General features: G+C 62.2%; 20 protein-coding genes and 4 pseudogenes. 5 read left to right on the plus strand and 19 right to left on the minus strand.

The genetic code is table 11. The features are described from left to right. Positions 1–129: 129 nt before the first annotated feature. From ACFOMP_RS16990 to ACFOMP_RS17005, 4 genes are all read right to left on the minus strand, one after another. Complete coding sequence (locus ACFOMP_RS16990) at positions 130–324, minus strand: hypothetical protein (RefSeq protein ID WP_010400642.1); 195 nt, start codon at positions 322–324, stop codon at positions 130–132. 460 nt (positions 325–784) lie between these two features. Continuing rightward, on the minus strand, positions 785–1,087 hold the full coding sequence (locus tag ACFOMP_RS16995) for a type II toxin-antitoxin system RelE family toxin (RefSeq protein WP_104491150.1): 303 nt from the start codon (positions 1,085–1,087) through the stop codon (positions 785–787). Continuing rightward, positions 1,077–1,322, minus strand: a complete 246-nt coding sequence (locus ACFOMP_RS17000; RefSeq protein ID WP_104491151.1) for a type II toxin-antitoxin system Phd/YefM family antitoxin — start codon at positions 1,320–1,322, stop codon at positions 1,077–1,079. Before ACFOMP_RS17000 ends, ACFOMP_RS16995 begins: the two co-directional genes overlap by 11 nt. Positions 1,323–1,343: 21 nt before the next feature. Continuing rightward, positions 1,344–1,640 (minus strand): hypothetical protein, encoded by a 297-nt coding sequence (locus ACFOMP_RS17005; protein ID WP_379032688.1) that lies wholly within the window; start codon positions 1,638–1,640, stop codon positions 1,344–1,346. A 495-nt stretch (positions 1,641–2,135) separates the two neighbouring features. Here ACFOMP_RS17005 and ACFOMP_RS17010 point away from each other — a divergent pair, with 495 nt between their 5' ends. Then, a complete protein-coding gene (locus ACFOMP_RS17010) occupies positions 2,136–2,303 on the plus strand; it encodes a hypothetical protein (protein WP_379032691.1) in 168 nt (55 codons plus the stop codon). Positions 2,304–2,431: 128 nt separating this feature from the next. On the opposite strand, the gene ACFOMP_RS17015 is transcribed toward ACFOMP_RS17010, so the two are convergent. The 7 genes from ACFOMP_RS17015 to ACFOMP_RS17045 all read right to left on the minus strand — a co-directional run bounded on the left by ACFOMP_RS17015 (position 2,432) and on the right by ACFOMP_RS17045 (position 9,983). Next, the gene (locus tag ACFOMP_RS17015) at positions 2,432–4,072 is read right to left on the minus strand and encodes a histidine kinase (RefSeq protein ID WP_379032695.1); all 1,641 of its coding nucleotides are present in this window, start codon (positions 4,070–4,072) and stop codon (positions 2,432–2,434) included. A 95-nt stretch (positions 4,073–4,167) separates the two neighbouring features. Beyond that, complete coding sequence (locus ACFOMP_RS17020) at positions 4,168–4,836, minus strand: response regulator (protein ID WP_379032698.1); 669 nt, start codon at positions 4,834–4,836, stop codon at positions 4,168–4,170. Between the two features lie 17 nt (positions 4,837–4,853). Beyond that, on the minus strand, positions 4,854–5,609 hold the full coding sequence (locus tag ACFOMP_RS17025; RefSeq protein ID WP_379032701.1) for a hypothetical protein: 756 nt from the start codon (positions 5,607–5,609) through the stop codon (positions 4,854–4,856). A gap of 26 nt (positions 5,610–5,635) precedes the next feature. Beyond that, positions 5,636–6,712 (minus strand): alpha/beta hydrolase, encoded by a 1,077-nt coding sequence (locus tag ACFOMP_RS17030; protein WP_379032704.1) that lies wholly within the window; start codon positions 6,710–6,712, stop codon positions 5,636–5,638. A gap of 77 nt (positions 6,713–6,789) precedes the next feature. Further along, positions 6,790–8,154: a DUF1254 domain-containing protein gene (locus ACFOMP_RS17035; RefSeq protein ID WP_379032707.1), complete on the minus strand. Its 1,365-nt coding sequence runs from the start codon at positions 8,152–8,154 to the stop codon at positions 6,790–6,792. Next, complete coding sequence (locus tag ACFOMP_RS17040) at positions 8,151–9,170, minus strand: DUF1254 domain-containing protein (protein ID WP_379032710.1); 1,020 nt, start codon at positions 9,168–9,170, stop codon at positions 8,151–8,153. The genes ACFOMP_RS17035 and ACFOMP_RS17040 overlap by 4 nt, the downstream gene beginning before the upstream one ends. Positions 9,171–9,224: 54 nt before the next feature. Continuing rightward, entirely contained in the window at positions 9,225–9,983 is a 759-nt protein-coding gene (locus tag ACFOMP_RS17045) for a hypothetical protein (RefSeq protein WP_379032713.1), read from the minus strand. A gap of 299 nt (positions 9,984–10,282) precedes the next feature. Between ACFOMP_RS17045 and ACFOMP_RS17050 the strand changes: the two are divergent. Next, a pseudogene (locus ACFOMP_RS17050) lies at positions 10,283–10,558 on the plus strand (transposase); the annotation flags it as partial. 46 nt (positions 10,559–10,604) lie between these two features. On the opposite strand, the pseudogene ACFOMP_RS17055 reads toward ACFOMP_RS17050, so the two are convergent. The 5 genes and pseudogenes from ACFOMP_RS17055 to ACFOMP_RS17075 form a co-directional block, all read right to left on the minus strand. Further along, positions 10,605–11,279, minus strand: a pseudogene (locus ACFOMP_RS17055) (cation diffusion facilitator family transporter); the annotation flags it as partial. Positions 11,280–11,283: 4 nt separating this feature from the next. Then, the gene (locus ACFOMP_RS17060; RefSeq protein ID WP_219848893.1) at positions 11,284–11,685 is read right to left on the minus strand and encodes an OsmC family protein; all 402 of its coding nucleotides are present in this window, start codon (positions 11,683–11,685) and stop codon (positions 11,284–11,286) included. Further along, positions 11,685–11,912: a thioredoxin family protein gene (locus ACFOMP_RS17065; protein ID WP_123130479.1), complete on the minus strand. Its 228-nt coding sequence runs from the start codon at positions 11,910–11,912 to the stop codon at positions 11,685–11,687. Before ACFOMP_RS17065 ends, ACFOMP_RS17060 begins: the two co-directional genes overlap by 1 nt. 14 nt (positions 11,913–11,926) lie before the next feature. Continuing rightward, the gene (locus tag ACFOMP_RS17070) at positions 11,927–12,925 is read right to left on the minus strand and encodes a permease (protein WP_123130480.1); all 999 of its coding nucleotides are present in this window, start codon (positions 12,923–12,925) and stop codon (positions 11,927–11,929) included. Next, on the minus strand, positions 12,922–13,212 hold the full coding sequence (locus ACFOMP_RS17075; RefSeq protein WP_181180885.1) for an ArsR/SmtB family transcription factor: 291 nt from the start codon (positions 13,210–13,212) through the stop codon (positions 12,922–12,924). Before ACFOMP_RS17075 ends, ACFOMP_RS17070 begins: the two co-directional genes overlap by 4 nt. 142 nt (positions 13,213–13,354) lie before the next feature. On the opposite strand from ACFOMP_RS17075, the gene ACFOMP_RS17080 reads away from it, so the two are divergent. The 3 genes from ACFOMP_RS17080 to arsJ are packed head-to-tail and all read left to right on the plus strand — an operon-like array spanning position 13,355 to position 16,490. Beyond that, entirely contained in the window at positions 13,355–14,209 is an 855-nt protein-coding gene (locus ACFOMP_RS17080) for a metalloregulator ArsR/SmtB family transcription factor (protein WP_379032719.1), read from the plus strand. 5 nt (positions 14,210–14,214) lie between these two features. Further along, positions 14,215–15,222, plus strand: coding sequence for an ArsJ-associated glyceraldehyde-3-phosphate dehydrogenase (locus ACFOMP_RS17085; protein WP_123130481.1), 1,008 nt, complete (start codon positions 14,215–14,217; stop codon positions 15,220–15,222). Beyond that, entirely contained in the window at positions 15,219–16,490 is a 1,272-nt protein-coding gene (gene arsJ / locus ACFOMP_RS17090; RefSeq protein WP_259676994.1) for an organoarsenical effux MFS transporter ArsJ, read from the plus strand. The genes ACFOMP_RS17085 and arsJ overlap by 4 nt, the downstream gene beginning before the upstream one ends. Here arsJ and ACFOMP_RS17095 read toward each other — a convergent pair. The 3 genes and pseudogenes from ACFOMP_RS17095 to ACFOMP_RS17105 form a co-directional block, all read right to left on the minus strand. Next, positions 16,477–17,637 carry an MFS transporter gene (locus tag ACFOMP_RS17095; protein WP_123130483.1) on the minus strand — a complete coding sequence of 387 codons (1,161 nt, stop codon included), beginning with the start codon at positions 17,635–17,637 and terminating at the stop codon, positions 16,477–16,479. The two genes, arsJ and ACFOMP_RS17095, sit on opposite strands and share 14 nt — an antisense overlap. A 55-nt stretch (positions 17,638–17,692) precedes the next feature. Further along, positions 17,693–18,262, minus strand: a pseudogene (locus ACFOMP_RS17100) (permease); the annotation flags it as partial. After that, a pseudogene (locus tag ACFOMP_RS17105) lies at positions 18,257–18,481 on the minus strand (hypothetical protein); the annotation flags it as partial. The pseudogenes ACFOMP_RS17105 and ACFOMP_RS17100, both read right to left, overlap by 6 nt. Between the last annotated feature and the right edge of the window lie 14 nt (positions 18,482–18,495).

An 18,495-nucleotide genomic window follows, 5' to 3' on the forward strand; every position in this document is an offset into this window, starting at 1 on the left:
ATCTACATGAGGATCCGCGACCTTTCCGCGCTGCCTCGGCCGCGGCCGATGCGGCATTACTGGCGGGGAAGAGAACGACCAGGCTGCGCCCGGCTGAAGTTAAAGCGGCCCCCGAAGGGGCCGCATAGGTCAGAGACCGAAAAGCTTGATGATGAAGGCTGTCAGGCCGGCGATGGCGCCGACGAGGCCGGTCGCGACGGCCAGCGGATACCAGCGGGCCTCGGCATTGATCTTCGAGGTTTCCGCGATCAGCTTGGCGATCTCGGCCCGCATCTTGTCATCGGCAAGGGACTGTTCGGCGGTGGTCATGTCGGCGTCGCTCATTGGATGCTCCTTGTGAAATGTAAGCGATGAGACCGAAGATTGCGAGGCTCTAGCCGCCCCGCACGGTCGCAGGCATGCGGCACGCTGAGTCAGGGACGGCCCGGCACGGGCCGCTTGCAAGGCCGCGCTCAAGCGGCCGCCGTCCTTGACCAGTGTGGTAGAATGACAAGATCCGTGTGGTGGTGGATAGGTCCGGCCCCGGCCGGCGCCTGGCGCTGGCCGGGTTAACAGCCGGACGCGACCGATGGCGCGACGGTTCTGCCGCGCAGCGGGCCCGGCGCGGCCTTAGCGCCGCGCCGTCGCCGGCGTTCTGGCTTGCCAGGGCCACGGCGCCGGCGAACACCAAGAACAGGGCAAAGAAAAAGCCGCCCCGAGGGGGCGGCCACGCTGCGCCTGGTCTGATGATCCTGCGTGGATCCTCCCGAAACTATCTGCCGCTTTTCAAGGTCCAGAATGGACGTCAGCTTTTGGGTCGATCATCGCGCCGTGCGCTTGCAGCTTTATACACCTCGCTTCGTTCGCGACGACCAACTGCGACCACAGTGACGGTAATTTCTGCATCCTCCACGCGATAGACGAGTCGGTAGCCGGCGCTGCGGAGCTTGATCTTGTAATGATCTTCCAGACCATGCAGCGCATCAGCAGGAACACGGGGCTGCTCCAGACGTTCGGCCAGCTTCTTCCGAAACTGCTCCCGAAGCGTGGCACCGAGCTTTTTCCACTCCTTCAGTGCGGATGGCAGGAACTTAAGCTCAAAGGTCATCGAGGCCCACGCTGATCGGCGTTTCATCCGCCCGGGCCTTAATGACATCGACAAGCGCCAGGTCGTCCAGCCGCTCCATCATCGCCTCGTAAACATCGGCAGGGACCATATAAGCCATGACGCGATTGTGGTTCAGCACGGCGACGGCCTCCCCTTGCGCCTGATCCATAATGGCGGTCGGGCTTTTCTTCAGATCAGAGACACTGACCGCAATCTGGGCTTCAACACGTTGCATGTTCGATCTCCACAAGGTCATTCATTGAGCGATGAGCAGGCTGACCGAGGCAGCGATCAAGGACAGCAAGACCACCCCTGTTTGCCATCTCGGCAATTCGGCGAGCAAATCGTCCGGAAGCCAGCTATCCGGAGCAAAGCGCAGCAGCAATTCCAAAGCGATCTGTGCGAGGACGCCTACGATCAACGCCGCATTCGCCGCGGACCCCAGGACCGTGTCAAACCTCCAGCCGTCAGTATACGTCAGGCGAAGGATGGCGAATGCTCCCAGAGCAAACAGCGCGAGCTTTGCTAGCGCACCTTTTTCAGAATCCGTCATATCAAGCCTCTTTTCATGCTAAAATAAATACCATATTTGGCACTAAATGCAACACGGTGATGCGCTGCTACTGGCCATGCAACGGGCCCGGCGCGGCCTTAGCGCCGCGCCGTCGCCGGCGTTCTGGCTTGCCAGGGCGTCGGCGCCGGCGAACACCAGGAACAGGGCAAAGAAAAGAGCCGCCCCGAGGGGGCGGCCAGTCATCCTCACCACAAGGATATTTCAGAGGGTGTTGCGGCGCTCGAGGCGTCCGGGCCGGGCAAGCTGATTATTCACGTCCATCAAGGCGCGGGTCGTCCAGTCCTCGGCGCGGAAACCCCGCCCCGGCCGCCCGAAGCGGTTAGGGTGTCCATCAAGCATGAGCTGGCGCAGGGACAGCAGGACAGCCCTATCCAGCTCGACCGCGACCAGCTGGCCGGGAAACCGCAGCACATGGCGATTGCAGGCGTCGTAGGATTTTTCGAGAGAGGCTAGGCCTGTAGATTTCTGCGCTAAATGGCAGGGTTCTTCTGGCGCTATTTGTCAGTCACCCGGCCCGATCACGAGCCGGTCTCGGGCAGCTTCCACAACTTCCAGCGTCACACCCGTCGCGGCATTGATGTCCATGATCCGCCGCATCTGTGCAAGCAGGCGTTCAACAAGGCGGAGGTTGCCCCGGGTTAGAGGGAGCACACATGGTGACTGTGCCCTGTGCAAGTGCTGCGTCATACAGGCTGCGCCAATATGACGAGCCTTGTCGACCAACAGGACAACCCCCCGCAAACCTGCTGGCGCTATCGTATGACCCGCCGTCAGGAAAACTGTCGCCTGTTTCCTGTAGTCACCGAGGCGATCAGTGTGGTGCCGGTTGCCGAAGGCACTATTTGCAGCTTGCCCCCATGCTCGGCAAGAGCTTTGGCCATGCCAGCAATCCCGAGACCGACAAGTTTCTGGCCCGGCTTGCTGGGAAAGGTCACCCCGCCCACGCCATCGTCTTCGATCGTCAGCATCCATTCCTCGCCAGTCACCGTTGCGCGGGCTGAAACAGATGTCGCCTTTGCATGGCGATAGATATTCGACAGGGCCTCGTTGGTGATGCGCAGGAACAGGGTCTGCGTCTGTTCATCCAGGTCATCCAGCCATGGAGGAAAATCCGTCGCGCAGCGCAGGCCCGCGCGGTCGCAGAACCCGCTGACAAGCGCTTGGAGGCAGTCACTGAAGCCCTGATCCGTTGGATGGTCCGGCCGCAAAAGGAAAGAGAATGTGCGCAATTCATCTAGCGCTTGCGACAGAAGTTTGCGCACGAGGGTTAGTTGTGCCTGCCCGTCGCCTGATGGCGGCGCTTTTCGCGCCATGCCTTGCAGGTAAAGGTCCGCAGCAACCAGTTTCTGCGCCGTCGTATCGTGCAATTCCTGCGCGATACGACGATGCTCCTGCGTACGCGCGCTGATCAGCGTGTTGCTTAGTTCGACAGCTTCGCGCTTTGCGTCCTGTAGCTGCGTGGCCATCTCCTGTAATGGGCGGGAGACGCGGTTGCGCAGGATCATGATGACCAGCCCGGCAACCGCCAGAACAGCGGCGCTTATGGCCATCAACAGGTTGCGGGCATGGACGAGCGGCTCATCAATCCATTTCCGACCGGCGGAGACGGTGACGGTCCAGCCTGTCAGCACCGAGCGGTCATAGCCCGTCACAACGGCAGGCTCGACATCGCTGTCCGTAACCAATCCACGGCTCGCTGACTTCCCAGCCTCGATCAACCGCGGGATTGCAGACACGGTGCCCGTGTCGGGATAACCCGTTAATTCCTGGCCCATCGCATCGAAGAGGACGATGCGACCGCCCGGCAGGGGCTGTTCGGCATGGCGCATCAATTGGGCGAAGCGATCACCCAGGATCGCAGTCGTGAGGATGTATTTCAGCCTTCCATCCGCATCCGGAATTTTCATGCTGACGGTCACGGCATTGATCTTGGAGATCGGTCCATAAACCCGGCTGGAGATATACGTGCCCCCGCCCTCCAGTCTCTCGAAGAACAGCGGCTGCGGCGTATAGGCGCTGAGTTCGGGCAGAGCGGTGCCGAACGGCATGGCCGCATTCGCAAGTTGCCGCTCCTTGTCGGAGAGGGCCAGCACCGTGCCCTTGGGAATGGGTGTGCGCACCATCTGCTGGTGAAACGCACGCAAATCCTCCTGCAGCAGGGCTGGCGAGCTGGAAAGCCCGACGAGACGCGCCAGCGTGGTTTCGACCTCTCGATCCAGAAGCAGCGACAGACGTCCGGCCATCTGTGGAAGTTGTGCCAGGCGCGCATCTCGATCCGAAAACGCCGAGGAAAGGATGGTGACTGCGCCGCCGATCAGCGTGAAGGCTAGGGCACTGCCGATCCCCAGGTAGACCCCGCGGATGCCTTCGCGGCGTTTCGGCATCGTCGCCTTGGGACCAAGCTCATTCATCGCGACCAATCAAGCAGGACACACCATGAATAGCAGATCCCAACGTTTTGATGGCGTGAAAATCATTTGGCCCGAAACTTCAATCATGCGGAGCCCTAGGGCTCGATCAGCCCATTGCGCACGGCATAGCGCACCAAATCGGCCAGATTGCGCAGGTTCAGCTTGCGATGAATGGCCATCCGATGGGCATCGATGGTCTTTGGGCTGACCGCAAGCTTAAGAGCGATTTCCTTGCCGGATTGACCCAAAGCGATCAGCTTGATGATCTCGCGTTCGCGTGCGGTCAGGCTTGGGGTTTCTTCGGTGGACTTGCCCAGATAGGAGCGCAGCAGGACTTTCGCGGCCGGACCCGGCAGAAACGGCTCGCCCAGGGCCAGCGCATCCAGTCCCGCATCCAGCGTTCTGGTCAGATCGGATTTCAGGATGAAACCCTGCGCACCGGCCAGAAGCGCATCGCGGATGACGATGTCGCTGTAGTGCATGGTAAAGATCAGGACCTTCAGCGACGGGTGCAGTTTCAGCGCGCGCCGCGTCAGTTCGACACCGTCCATTCTGGCCATGCTGTAATCAAAAATGGCAACTTCGGGGCGCAGATCCGCAATCAGCGCCAACGCCTGCGCCGGATCGGTGGCCGAGCCAACGACCTGCCAGCCCGGCTTGTCCGCGATGGTGGCGCGTATCCCCTTCACGACGATCTCATGATCGTCGACGACAAGGACGGTATGGTTGCAATCTGCGTCTATGACGGCCCCCTTGACTGCCATTTCACGAAGGCTCTTGCCTAGAACCTCATGCTGACACCGATCACGGGTCCCGACATCTCCAAACGATAGGGCAGTCCGTCCTTTTCCTGATCGATGCGCAGATGCCGGTAGCCGCCCTGCAGGGACCATCTCTCGCTCAGCTGATAGCCCACTGTGGCGACGACCTGCCAGGTTTCATCCGAGGCGCTGCCGATGCCGAAGCCGCCGTAATCCAGCGCAAGGTTCGCGCTCCAGCCCTGCGCGATCTGGCCCGTGTATCGCAGGGCGACCAGCGGATCGACCCAATTGTCAGTGACGTGCAGCTTTTCCTGAGGCAGGACGCCCGCGCGAAGGGTCGTGGTGACATCGGCCTTGCCAGCGCGAAAACCCATGCCCAGGTCCAGGCTGTGATCGGGGTTCGCCCAGACCTGATAGAGGGCATACCCGCTGATCGAGGTCAGCCTGCTTTCCGTGGCCACTTCGGAAAAGAGCAGACCGAAGGGGCTCGGCGCGCTGCCGTCCACGTCAAGATAGATCAGGTCGGCCACCAGCGACCAGCGGTCACGGCGCGCCTGCGCGGTCAGCATGACGCCCATGTCGAGGTTTTCCAGCGCGTCACTCACGCTCAGTTCGCTTTCCGCCGGACCGCGCGAGGTCTGGACTCGCGTCTTCGTGTCCGGGAACCAGAGATAGGAGGTCGCGCTGTAATGCCAGCTTCCGTCCTGCGCCAAGGCCGGAGTTGCCGCAAGGGCCGCGGCCAGGCCCGCCACCAGAATATTCCGCGTCATCTTCATATCCTCCTTTGCAAAGGCATCTTGCGTCAGCGTCGGCCGATCTCGGACCCGATCTCTGCCATGCCCAGTCCGACAGTCCCGAGGACGAAGGCGCCCGCACGCCGCAACCCGGTGCCTGGCGTTGCCGCGGGCAAGGTGTCGTAAAGCGCGGCCAGCTGGACGATCCGGCTGTGGGCCATGCGATCCGTCGCCAGCGACGTCACATCGACCATCCGAACGCCATGCGCCTCTGCCTTGGCCACGGTCGCGGGGTCACGGATATCGACCTTGCCAATCCGTTCCCGCCCCGAGGCAAGGATCTGCGATACGCGCAGCGCTCGATCATCAGGCGCGACCATCAGCGCAAGCGGCACAGGCATCTTGCCCACTGCCCGTGCCTGTTCCCAGAACAGGTCCTGGTCGATATCGGGATCGGCCAGCACCACTTCAATCCGGCGCAGGACGTCGGTGCGTCCGCTCAGGCGCAATTGCATCAGGGCCTCCATTGTCAGGCGTCCGCCCATGCTGTGACCGATGACAAAGATGCGCCGCAGTTTCGAACTTTCGGCCAGATCGGCAATCAGCCCGGCCAAGGCCGCGCGGGAAAAATCCGCTGCGTCACGATCGGTGACATAGCCTGTGGCGCGGGCGACCGAAGGCCAGGCAAACAGGATCGGCACGCTTCCGGCATCGGCATCCTTCGCGATCTGGGCGGCGCGGAAGACTGACTCCTCCATGCTGTTGTTGTATCCGTGGATATACAAGCTGACATCTGTCGCGCCGCTCGCCGCCAGTGCATTCAGAAAGCCGCGCCGGTTGTAATTGCTACGGCCCACCGTTACGAAATCAGTGCGAGGATCAGGCTGACCTTTCGGCCATTCGATGACTCCCGCCCTGTGTCCGGGCGGGATCGAGATGTCATACGACACATAGCTGACATTCGGCGACCGGCCATTGTCAAAAAACAGTGCCTGCTGCTGCGACTGGCCGCGCGTCGTCGCGACGAACATTCGCAGCGGTTCCGCTGGCGCCATGGCGGCCTGCATCGGCAACAGCACTTCTTGCCCCGGCTTGTCCCCGCAAGCCGCCAGAAGAAAGATCATCATCAGTAGAAGCTGCTTCATCGGATCCATGTCCTGAAACGGGGTACCAAGCTTGAGACCAGAGTTTGCCGACGATGGCCCCTCTCCGGATCAAGTGTTCAATCGGCTTTTACGATGGCTGGTGATTTCCAGCGGCCGTCCAGTGCCTCGGGCTTTGGCAGATAGAGGCGCATGACCGTGTAGAACGGCGCATCCGGGGCAGGCAGCCAGTTTGTCTCCAGATCCGCGCCGGGGCTTTCCTTTTGCAGGTAAAGCGTGATGTTGCCCTGATCGTCGCGCTTCAGGCTCTCTAGCATGGCGGAATTGATCAAATAGCGGTTGATCGGATTGGCAACCAGAAGCTGGCTGTCGCGATCATACATCGTCAACGACCAGAAGGCATCGACCGGCGGCAGGCCCTCTGCCGAAAAGGTCAGGCGATAGGCGCCCGCATTGCCGTCCATAGGGACCTTGTCGCCGTCCAGAACCTGAATGACATACAGCGCTTCCTCGGCCGAATTCCCATAGATCCCGCCTTGCGCGGCGGCGGCGCGGGTCATGTATTGACCCTGCATCTGCCGGGGGGTGCCGAACAGCTTGGAGGAGTCGGTGAGCGTTCCCGCCGCGTCCCGGATCTCCTTGTAGCTCGTCGCGATGCTCGCCTCCATCGCCGCAATGGTATCGGCGGGGAGATCCGCGGGGGGCCAGGCTGCGCCGTCCCTTATGCCCAGCCTCGTCAGGTTCTCGCGCTGCGACTCGTCACCCGGCCATGGCGGAGCAAATGGCAGCAGGAAAGCGGCAAGATTCCAAAAATCCGTCTCCATCAGCGCATCCGAGATCGGCGGCCATTCTACCGCAGGCGCTGCGGCTGGTGCCGCTGTTCCCTCCCAAGCCGAGAGCGGCTGCGACGTGTAGTCCGCCTGTATCTCTTTCACCTTCTCAAGATCATCAGGCGAGAAAAGCTGCGTTCGCACCACGCCAAGGCCCAGCCATGTCGGCATTTCGATTACACGCTTGATGCCTTCGGGCACATTGCCCTTCCAGCCGGGTCCGGTGATCAGGAAATCGCCGCCCTCGTTGCCGTCCATCCTAGTGCCGAGATAATCGACATTGTTGGTGTAAAGATCGACCAGTTGCAACGAGTAATAGCGGTCATACTCGATCGCAGGCATGGTCACGACAATCGGCTCGGCCCGCAGATCGAAGACGATGAAGGAGTAGGGCGTGTCAGAATTGGGCGTGATGATCGCCGTATCCTCGGGCGTGTAGACGCGTGCAATGCTGACGATCTCGTTGAACGGGCCCTTGTACTGGCTGCCATCCTTTTCGACCGCGTATTGATACATGGTCAGATAGTTCTTCACCATCGGGTAGGTATAGATATAGGCGTCGCGGATACTCGCGCTCAAATCCTGCGCCAGGACCGGGAGAGCTGGAAGCACGGTGGCAGCAACCGACAGCTTCAGAAGCGTGCGGCGGTTCATTGCACGGCCTCCAGTTCGGGAAAGGTCCAGCTGCCGTCGAGAATGGCAGCATCGGGACGGTAAAGCCGTACCATCCAGTTCCAGTTTTCCGGCACCGGCAGGCAGTTGGCGATCTTACCGTCACATCCACCAAATTGCACAGTTACCGAACCGTCCTGCGCCTTCTCTGCAGTCAGGTTGTTCAGCGTGTATTTCTTCAGGTCATTTTCAGCGATGAAGCCTTGGGCGTTGTAGATGGTGATCGACCAGAACCCTTGGACCGGCACATCCTTGACCGTCAGGCGATAGACCTGCTGGCCATCGTTGTTCGGCGCTGTGCGGTTCAGATAAAGTGCGTCGCGATCCGGATTACCGCCCCATGCCATGGCTGAGCCGATGAAATGCAGCACGGGATCGACCTCGGACTTGGCACCGAACATTCCGCGGGTATCGGGCAGATCGTCACCCAGTGCCAGGAGCTTGGCACGGGTGGCGTCGCGACTTGCGCCATCCCATTGGGCAAGTTCATAACTTCCCGGCCCACCAGGCTGTTCTACCGTGATCTGGTCCTGCAACTTGTGCACTGCCTCCAGATCAGCCGCATTATCGGGATTCACTAGCGTGCGGATACCCACCATGACATATCGTGTCCCGATGTCCTCACGCGTAAGCGTCACAGGCCCGGGCTGGTAATAGACGCCGTGCGTATAGTGGTCCTGATCAAAGACCTGCATCGACATGAACCGCCCGCCGGTATCGGGCAAGATGATAGACACGGGTCCTGCGTCCAGATCGAACACCGCAGAGGAATAAAGGGTGTCGCGGTTCAGGCGGATAATCGCCTGATCGTCGATAGGCGTCATTGCGCGATCATGACCTAGAATGCCGATCCCACCTCGCGCAGCGACAACGGCCGAGAAATAGAGATCAGTTTCCGCCCGAATGAAGTTTGTCGCATTGACGGTGATCGGTTCGGCCACCGCAGGAGTGCCAGCCATCACGCCAAGCGCAAAAGCTCGAGAAAGCAAGAAAATCATGGTGTCTCCTAACATAATGTGGGTTCTCTCTTTTCTGACCCGCTGCGAGCGGCGTCAGAAACCGATGACGCGAAAGCCTGCTTCAATCGCCCAATCCGCGGGCCGATCCCCGCCGACCAGTACGCTTGGCTTCAGATAGACCTGAGCTACACCGCCACCGATCTTGCCGACCGCGCGCCCGGTGGTAACGGCAATGCTGGAGTAGAGGCGGTCGTTTTCCCAATCACCGATGATTGCGGGATCGACGGTCATGTACCATGCAGGATCGGGCAGCTTCGGAACATAGTAGAAGTCCACTGTGGTCTCACGGATCTGGCGATCGCCGCCCACCGACTGCGCATGGCTTACTGCCGGGGCGAAGATCCGCCCGCCTTGTAGGAACTTCGCATAGATCACTGTCCCCTTGAGCACGATGGTGCCATAGCCAAGCTCTGGCCGTCCGGCGGTATCGGCAAAGACCTCGCCCTGCAGCACGATACCTCGGTCGCGCGTGACGCTCAGCAGGTGCGTGGCCCGCAGGGCGATATCTCCAAACTCCATTCCTGGGTCCACCCCCGGCGCTTCGATTGCGACTGCAGGTAGCGTCAGTCGCAGCGAAGTCTTTGGCGAGACCGGGGTTTCATACATCAGCTTGAACGTGCCTCGGCTTGCGTCAGTGCCGAGGTCCATATGCTCATATGACGTCCAGAACGTCCGCCGAAGCTTGGTAGGATCAGTTCCGTTGTCGGCTGCCTCCTGTTGTGCCAGCAGCGGCGAAGTTGTGGCGAGAGCGAGCGCCAATGCGCCAAGAAGTGATCGGCAATACGTTTTCATGATGGCCGCTCCCTTCTGCAGGACGATAATTCCCTGATATGATAAGATTAAAACGTTTGGGCGCCCTGTGCATATTGGGTAATTACCTTAGAGCAGATGAGGAAGATTGCTTACTCGTCCCCAGTAGTTGCCCTTCCTCTCTTGCGCCTACAGCCGCGTGCTACCGCGGCATACGTCTGTCCAGAGGGGGCGGCAAATCTACAGCTTCGGTGTGGTCTCTGGACTAAGTTTCAACCGGCTCTGTTGCACAAAGCCCGTCAGGGATTCAGATCGTGAATCCAGGGTGGTAGCTGTGATGTATGAGCAGACCCACACCGCCAACCTACAGGACCAGAAACTGGCCAGCCTACAATGAAGCGCTCAAGCGCCGGGGCTCGCTGACGATCTGGTTCGACCCCGAGATGAGCTGGGATTCCGTGCCGACGGGGAGGCGTGGCCGCCAGCAGACCTACAGCGATACTGCCATTCAGAGCTGCCTGACGATGAAGGTGCTATTCGGCATGGCGCTCCGGCAGACGACCGGGTTCGTCGAGAGCCTGCTGCGTCTGGTTGGCCTCGACTGGACGGTGCCTGACTGATGTGCAGGTCGTGCAGGCCCTGCACGCCATCCTGTCTCTCCAGCCAGTCTGCAATGGCAGCACGATCAATCTCGAACGGCACACCATCAAGGCTCAGGTGCAGCGCCTCGCGGAATAATCCGGCGGCGGTAACGGCGATCAGCAGGCTGACCGCGATGGCCACGGCGGGGTCAAGCCAATCCCAGCTAGTGACCATGATTCCCACCGCCGCCAGAACAACCGCGCCCGAAACCGCTGCATCTGCCGCCATGTGCAGGAACGCGCCCTTCGCGTTCAGATCGCCCTTGCGTGAAGACATGAACAAGAGCGCAGAGCCCGTGTTCACCCCGATCCCGACCTGCGCGACCAACATCACCGTCAGGCCGGGCACGGCGACTGGGTCAGAAAGCCGCTGCACCGCCTCCCACGTCACCGCACCGACACCCACCAGAATGGCGATGGCGTTGAACAGCGCGGCAAGGATCGTGGCCCGCCCCAGACCCCAGGTATGCCGTGCCGTCACCGCCCGCTTGGCCAGCACCGCTGCCCCCCAGGCGATCAGCAGACCGGCTACGTCGGTCAGGTTGTGCGCGGCATCCGCCAGCAGGGCCAGCGATCCGGTGATCCAGCCCGCTGCACCTTCCACGATCACGTAGCCCGTGTTCAGGCCTACGGCCCAGCGGAACGCGGGGCCAAGGTCCGTGGGCGGGCGATGATCTTGGGTGTGGTCGTGAGCCATGATGTTAGACTTTCCGGGTCAGCGTCCCTTCCATCGGCACTGCGCCGGACAGCGTGTTCGAGATCGTGCCGTATTTGAGGATGTTGCGATGAAGAAGGTCCAGCCGCTGGTCCGTCTCGGCACTGTCGACTGTAATCTCATAGCGGATCAGCGTCAGCTTGGGCGGAGCGTCCTGCCGGATCGCTTCCAGCGCAACCTCGGCCCCGCCGATCTGGAACGACAGCATCGGCGTCACCCGCTCGATCCCCTTCAGCATGCAAGCGGCCAGCGCCGCCAGCAGCAATTCCACGGGGTTCATCGCATCGCGCCGCCCCGCCAAATCGGTGTCGAGCGTGACTTCGGCCTCCTTGGCCACGGCGAGGCTCCCATGCGCATCGATCCGGCGGGCGTGGACGCGATATTCCATCAAATGAGCCGTCCGATTTCTTCCACCGTCAGCACCTTGCCGGTTGAGACGACCTTCTCGTCCACCACCAGCCCCGGCGTCGACATCACCCCATAGGCGGCGATTTCAGCGAAATCGGTAACCTTGATGATCTCGGCCTGCTTGCCCGCAGCCGCCGCAGCGGCTTTGGCGTTTTCGCCCAAGGTGACGCATTTCTTGCAGCCCGAGCCGAGGATCTTGATGATCATGATGTGGTCCTTTCTCAGATGAACCAGTTGGAAATCGCGTTGAAGATCAGCCCGATGGACAGGATGCCAAGGGTGACGACGCCGGTGAAGGTGACCAGGAGCGGCATCTTCACAACACGCTTCAGCATGATGAGCGAGGGCAACGACAGGGCCGTCACCGCCATCATGAAGGCCAGCACCGTGCCAAGTCCCACGCCCTTGCCGACCAGCGCCTCGGCGATCGGCAATGTGCCGAAGATGTCGGCATACATGGGGATGCCCACCAGCACTGCCACGGGGACCGACCACCACTTGTCCTGCCCGAGCAGGGCTGAGATGACATCGGCTGGCACCCAGTTGTGGATCGCGGCACCAATGCCCACACCGACAAGCACATAGGGCCAAACCCGATGGACAATCTCCATCACCTGATCGCGCGCATAGGCCAAGCGCTCGCCCCGCGTCATGGTCGCCACCTCGCCCGAGACAGGGACCGTGCGGACGAAATCCGCGACCTGACCCTCCATACCCAAGCGTCCGATGATCGTCCCGCCCACGATGGCTACCACCAGCCCGACCGCCACATAGGCGAGGGCGATGGGCCAGCTGAAGATCGAGGCCAGCAGGATGACCGAGGCCAGATCCACCAGCGGCGAGGAGATCAGGAAAGAGAACGTCACTGCCAGAGGCAGGCCCGCGGCGGTGAAGCCGATGAACAAGGGGATTGACGAACAGGAACAGAAGGGCGTCAGCGTGCCCAGAAGGGCCGCGAGCGTATTGGCGCCAAGGCCGGACCGTCCGCCCAGCATGGCGCGCGTGCGTTCGGGCGGAAAATGGCTTTGCACATAGGAGATCGCAAAGATCAGCACCGAGAGCAGGATGAAGATCTTGATCACGTCATACACGAAGAACTGCAACGACCCGCCGATCCGGGAGGCGGGGTCAAGTCCGATGGCCGCCACTCCTGCGCCTACCAGATCGTTGAGCCAGGTCATCCGCAGCAGGTTGTCGTTTAGCCAGCCAAACACGCTCATGCCGCTCGCTCCGTGCCCATGATCTGCCGCTCGAGCGCAGCTTCGACTAGACGGGCGAGGGATGGCGACAGTTCCGGGCTGATCCGGTAGCGCACCCATTGCGCGTCGCGACGGTCCAGTACCAGCCCCGCCTGCTTCAGCACCTGCATGTGCCGCGACATCCGGCTTTGGGTGGCTCCCAGCTTTCGCATCAGCTCGCAGACACAGTGTTCCGACCCATCCGCCAGGAAGCGCATGGCTTCAAGACGGGTCGGTTCGGCAAGGGCAGACAGAACGGCTAGGATCATCGGCGGCGCTCCACTTCATGCGCATCTGCGCATGGGCGGGCGATCACTGCCGTGATCTGGATCAATCAGCGCAGGTGCCTGAGCGTCTGATGTCATGAAAACTTCATTGGACGCAGTTTTTTATTTCCGTTAATCGGGAAATATGGAACAGAATCGCGCCATACATGCTTTCGCCACGCTCGGCCACCCCGGCCGGATGGCGGTCTTCCGCTTGCTGATGCGCTTTGCGCCGCAAGGCGTGCGGCCGACCGAGATCGCCGAGGCTTTGGGTCTGAAACAGAACACGCTGTCGCATCACCTCGCTGACCTTGCGGCGTCGGGTCTTGTCCAGGTCACACGGGCCGGTCGGTCGCTCTACTACGCTGTCGATCTCGACACGACGGAAGGATTGATCGGCTACCTCGCCCTCGATGTGGGCCGTGCGCGGCCCGATCTCCTTGCCCCCTTGCTCTCCGCCCCAAAGGACGCCACCCAAATGGACCCGAATATCCCCGACACCGACTTCGACGTGCTTTTCATCTGCTCGGGCAATTCTGCCCGTTCGATCTTTGCTGAAGCGCTTCTGCGCGATCTGGGCAAGGGCAAGTTTCAGGCTTTCTCTGCTGGCACTCGGCCCAACAGCGAATTGAACCCCTTCGCTTTGGAAATCCTGAAGCGAAACGGACATGACATCGCCGGTCTGCGGTCCAAGCATATTTCGGAGTTCCAGCAGCCGGGCAGCATCGTGATGGATTTCGTCTTCACCGTCTGCGACACGGCAGCGGCCGAGGAATGCCCGCCCTGGCCCGGCCAGCCCATCACTGGCCATTGGGGTTTGCCCGACCCGGTGAAAGCAACAGGAACAGATGCAGAGAAGGCTCTGGTTTTCGCCCAGACCTACGCGGCGTTGCGCCGGCGGATCATGACTTTCGTCGAGCTGCCATTCGAGTCGCTGAGCCGGATGTCCCTCCAATCCCGTGTCGACTGTATCGGCACTGACGCACACGCAAAGGCCTGATCTTCATGACCCGTATCGCTCTTAACGGCCTCGGCCGGATCGGAAAGCTTGTCCTGCGAGATTTGATCGATACCGGCGCGGGTGGCGAGATCGTTCTCCTGAACGATCCCGTCGGCGATGCTGATCAGCATGCGCTGCTGATGGAATTCGACAGCGTCCATGGCCGCTGGCGCACGCCGGTCGCGGCAGGCGATGGCGCACTGATCCTGAACGGCCAGACCATCCGTCTGACGCATGAAAAGTCCATCGAAGCGCTGCCCTTGGCGGAACTGGGCGTCGATCTGGTGATCGACTGCACGGGCGTCTTCAAGACAGCCGCGAAGGTGGCGCCCTACTACGCCGCAGGGGCGAAGAAGGTGGTCGTTTCGGCCCCGGTCAAGGATGGGGGCGCGCTGAACCTCGTCTATGGGGTGAACCATCGCCTTTATGACGGCACGCAGACCCTTGTGACCGCCGCGTCTTGCACGACGAACTGCCTTGCACCGGTGGTCAAGGTTATCCACGAAAGTCTTGGGATCCGGCACGGGTCGATTACCACGATCCATGATGTGACCAACACCCAGACCATCGTGGATCGTCCGGCCAAGGACATGCGCCGCGCGCGGTCGGCGCTGATGAACCTCATCCCGACGACAACGGGCAGCGCCACGGCAATCACGCTGATCTATCCCGAACTCAAGGGCCGCCTGAACGGCCATGCCGTGCGCGTCCCGCTCTTGAATGCGTCCCTCACGGATTGCGTGTTCGAGGTGGAGCGGGCGACCACGGCCGAGGAGGTAAATGCCCTGTTCGCCGCCGCGGCTGACGGGCCGTTGAAGGGGATCCTTGGGTTCGAAACCCGTCCTTTGGTGTCCTGCGACTTCACCAACGATCCGCGCTCCTCCATCGTCGATGGGCCGTCCACCATGGTCATCAATGGCACCCAAGTGAAGATCTACGCCTGGTATGACAATGAATGGGGCTATGCCTGCCGACTTGCAGATATCGCGCGGATGGTCGCAGGCTCGCTGTGACGGACGCCGCAAGCCCCGTCGCCCCGCCGCCGAATCCTCTCCGCGCCTATGCCGCCGTGACAGCGGCTTACTGGGCCTTCATGCTGTCGGACGGCGCGCTGCGGATGCTGGTGCTTTTGCACTTCAACAGCCTAGGCTTCACGCCGATCCAGCTTGCCTGGCTGTTCCTGCTCTACGAAGTCGCGGGCATCGTCACCAACCTGGCTGCGGGCTGGCTGGCGGCGCGCTTTGGCTTGGCGGCCACGCTTTACGGCGGGCTCGCGTTGCAGATCGGGGCTTTGGTGGCGCTGGCACAGCTTGATCCGACATGGGGTGTCGCCGCATCGGTCGCCTTCGTGATGGCCGTTCAGGGCGTGTCGGGCGTGGCCAAGGACCTTGCCAAGATGTCCTCGAAATCCGCTGTCAAGCTTCTAGCCCCCAAAGAGGACGGCGGATTGTTCCGCTGGGTGGCGCTCCTTACAGGGTCGAAGAACGCGGTAAAGGGGCTGGGCTTCTTCCTCGGCGCGGCGCTGCTCGCGCTGGCGGGATTTCAGGCGGCGGTCTGGGGCATGGCGGCCGTGCTGGCGGTGATCCTGATCGCCGTAGTGCTGTTTCTGCCCGCAGGCCTGCCAGGGCGGATGAAATCCGAAGAGGCCTGGGGTGGCTGGCGGTCAAAGGACCCGCGCGTGAATCGGCTTTCGCTGGCACGTATGTTCCTGTTCGGCGCCCGCGACGTGTGGTTCGTGGTCGGCATCCCGGTCTATTTCCAAGCGGTCCTGTCCGATGGCACACCCGAAGGCCGGCGAGAGGCATTCTTTCTTATCGGCAGTTTCCTCGCGCTCTGGATCATCGCCTACGGCGCAGTGCAGGCCTTTGCCCCCCGACTTTTGGGTGGCAAGGGTCAGCCCGAGGCCGAGACCACCCGAAAGGCGATCCTTTGGGCAGGGCTGCTCGTCCCGATCCCGTTTGCTCTTGCTGCAGCAACCTGGGTAGCCGGCGACCCAGCGGAATGGCTGACGGCGACGCTCATAGGGGGACTTTTGGTTTTCGGCTTCGTCTTCGCGATCAACTCTTCGGTTCATTCCTACCTGATCCTGGCTTTCGGATCGGCAGAGAGGATCACACGGGATGTGGGGTTCTACTACATGGCCAATGCGGCGGGTCGGCTGATCGGCACGCTGCTCTCGGGCCTCAGCTACCAGATCGGGGGGCTGACGCTGTGCCTTGCCACGGCGGGCCTGATGGCTTTGGCCAGTTGGCTGGCCGCCCGGCGGCTCAGGTCCGTCTGAGCACGAGCAGCGCAATCGTTGCCAGCAGACCAACTGCTGCAGTCAACCAGATGGCGTGCAGGCCCCATGCAGTCAGGGCAGCGCCAAAGATCAGCGGGGCGGCCGCCTGCAAGATGCGGGCGGGCGCGTTGAGCCAGCCGATCCGACGCCCGTATCCCGCTGGGCCAAACAGAGCGAGCGGCAGTGTTCCCTTGGCAATGGTCAGGATGCCGTTCCCCGCCCCGTGCAGGAGCGTGAATGCATAGGCCGCAGGCGCGCCAAAACCCACCAGCACCACCGCCGCAACCGGATGCGCCGTCGCGGCGATCCGCGTCGAAATCAGGGGATGCACCCTGCGCAACAGCCCGAACTCCAGGACCCGGGCCGCGACCTGTGCGGGACCGATCATCGCCCCTGCCGCAATGGCAACCGCCGTGCTGGCCCCAGCGGCTTGCAGCAGCCCCGGAAGATGCGCGGCCATGGCGGTCGAGTTGAACCAGGTCGCGGCGAAGACGAAGGCTAGCAGCCAGAGCGCAAGTCGGGATGGCGGCGGCCCCTCTTCGACGGGCGCCGCCTCTGCGGTGACCGTCCTGGTGCCCTTGGGCAGCCATGCGTTCAGCGGCAAGGCCACGCCCAGGTGGATTAGCGCCCAGCCGATGCAGGCCTCGCGCCAGCCCCAGGTCACCAGCATCAGCCCCGACAGTGGCCAGCCCACAGTGCTCGCGAACCCGGCGATCAGGGTGATGCCGGTGATCGGGCCGCGCGCGTCCTTGCCGTAGATCCCGGCCAGCGTGGCAAACCCCGCCTCGTAAAGCCCGATCCCCATGCCCAGCCCGATGACAGCCCAGCCCGCGAAAAGGACGAGGGGCGACGGCGCCACGGCGAGCAACCCGAGGCCTGCCGCAAAGACGAGGTTCGACAGCATCAGGACGCCGCGCCCGCCAAAGCCGTCGATCCGCGCTCCCGCCCAGGGCCCGACCATGGCCGAAACCGCCATCGCCATGGAAAACGCACCGAACACCCAGACCGGCGAGAGGCCGAGGTCTTCGGCCATGGGCACAGCCAGAACGGCGGGGATGTAGTAGCTCGAAGCCCAGCTGACGGTGAGGGAAGAGCCGAGGGCAGCGACAATCAGTCCTCGCCGCGCCGGAGACAGTCTTGGGATCATGATGGGGCTTCGATCTGGAAGGGAGCGGCGAGACAACGCGCCTCGCCGCTGGTGTTCATGCCACCTGCGTCCAGAGCTGGAACAGCAGCCCCGATGCAAAGGCACCAGTCAGGGATAGGCCGATATAGACCGCAAAGACCTGTGGCCGCGCCAGCGCCCAGACCGCCATCGCCGCGGGGATCGAGGTGACGCCACCCGCGACGAGAAAGGCCATTCCTGCCCCCGGCGCCATGCCATGCTCGATCAGCCCGCCGACCAGCGGCAGCGCGGCATAGCCATTCAGATAGGCGGGCACGCCGACCAGCGTCGCGGTCACGATGGGCAACAGCCCCTCGCCCCCAAGCGCCGCGGTGACGGTTTCCGCCGGGATCCACGCCAGCATCAGGCTCTCGAGGATGAAGGCCAGCGTCAGCCATTTGGCGAGGAACAGCGTCGTGGTCAGCGCCGTCTTGCCGAACTTCGCCCGGCGGTCCACATCGGTCCAGAAGCGCCACACCACCGGCTTCGGCGCGCGGATCTTCGCGCCGCCGCAGCCGCCGTTGCCGATGCCGTCGCGCAGCGGATCTGCGAAGGCGCCGCTCTTCATCATCAGGTGCACCACGGTGCCGCCGAACACGCCCACCCCGTCCGAGGAGAAGTTCCCTTCATGCAGCGTGAAGGAGGCCGGAGCGGTCCAGGTCGGATAGACCCGGGGCGGCTCCTTCTTCACGAGACGACCGACGCCGTTCGAACGCTCCCAGGCGGCAAGCTTCTTGGTGAAGCGTGCCGGCGGCTTGGGACTGCCGTCGGTGTAGCGAATGAGCGCCCCCAAAGGGGCTGTGTCGATGATGTTTGTTGCAGACATGATTCCTCATCCCG

Origin of the sequence: Paracoccus simplex, from assembly GCF_042648325.1 — a bacterium.
Taxonomy (GTDB): Bacteria; Pseudomonadota; Alphaproteobacteria; order Rhodobacterales; family Rhodobacteraceae; genus Paracoccus; species Paracoccus simplex.